We start from the raw sequence: 470 nt of genomic DNA on the forward strand, positions 1-470 counted from the left end.
TGGCGTGCGCAGCGTTCGCTGGATGAGGAGCTGGTGGCGCAGGGCGTCGTCGGGATCAGCGGTGTCGACACCCGCGCCCTCACCCGGCACCTGCGCGAGCGCGGGGCGATGCGGGTGGGGATCTTCTCCGGTAACGCGATCGCGGACGAGGGGACGCTGCTGGCGAAGGTCCGCCAGGCGCCCGAGATGACCGGCGCCGACCTCTCCGCCGAGGTGGCGACGAAGGAGGCGTATGTCGTTCCGGCGATCGGGACGAAGAAGTTCACGGTGGCGGCGGTGGACCTGGGGATCAAGGGGATGACGCCGCACCGGATGGCGGAGCGTGGCATCGAGGTGCATGTGCTGCCCGCGACGGCCACTTTGGAGGAGGTGTACGCGGTCCAGCCGGATGGTGTGTTCTTCTCCAACGGTCCCGGTGACCCGTCGACGGCTGATCACCCGGTGGCGCTGATGCAGGGTGTCCTGGAGCG

Annotated in this window: 1 protein-coding gene; it reads left to right on the top strand. The window is 69.6% G+C overall.

Annotated elements, in window-relative coordinates:
* Positions 1 to 470 (top strand): carbamoyl-phosphate synthase domain-containing protein (locus tag IF17_RS0135770; RefSeq protein ID WP_030575388.1); only part of this gene is annotated, 470 nt, incomplete at both ends.

Source organism: Streptomyces cyaneofuscatus (assembly GCF_000718135.1).
Taxonomy (GTDB): domain Bacteria; phylum Actinomycetota; class Actinomycetes; order Streptomycetales; family Streptomycetaceae; genus Streptomyces; species Streptomyces cyaneofuscatus.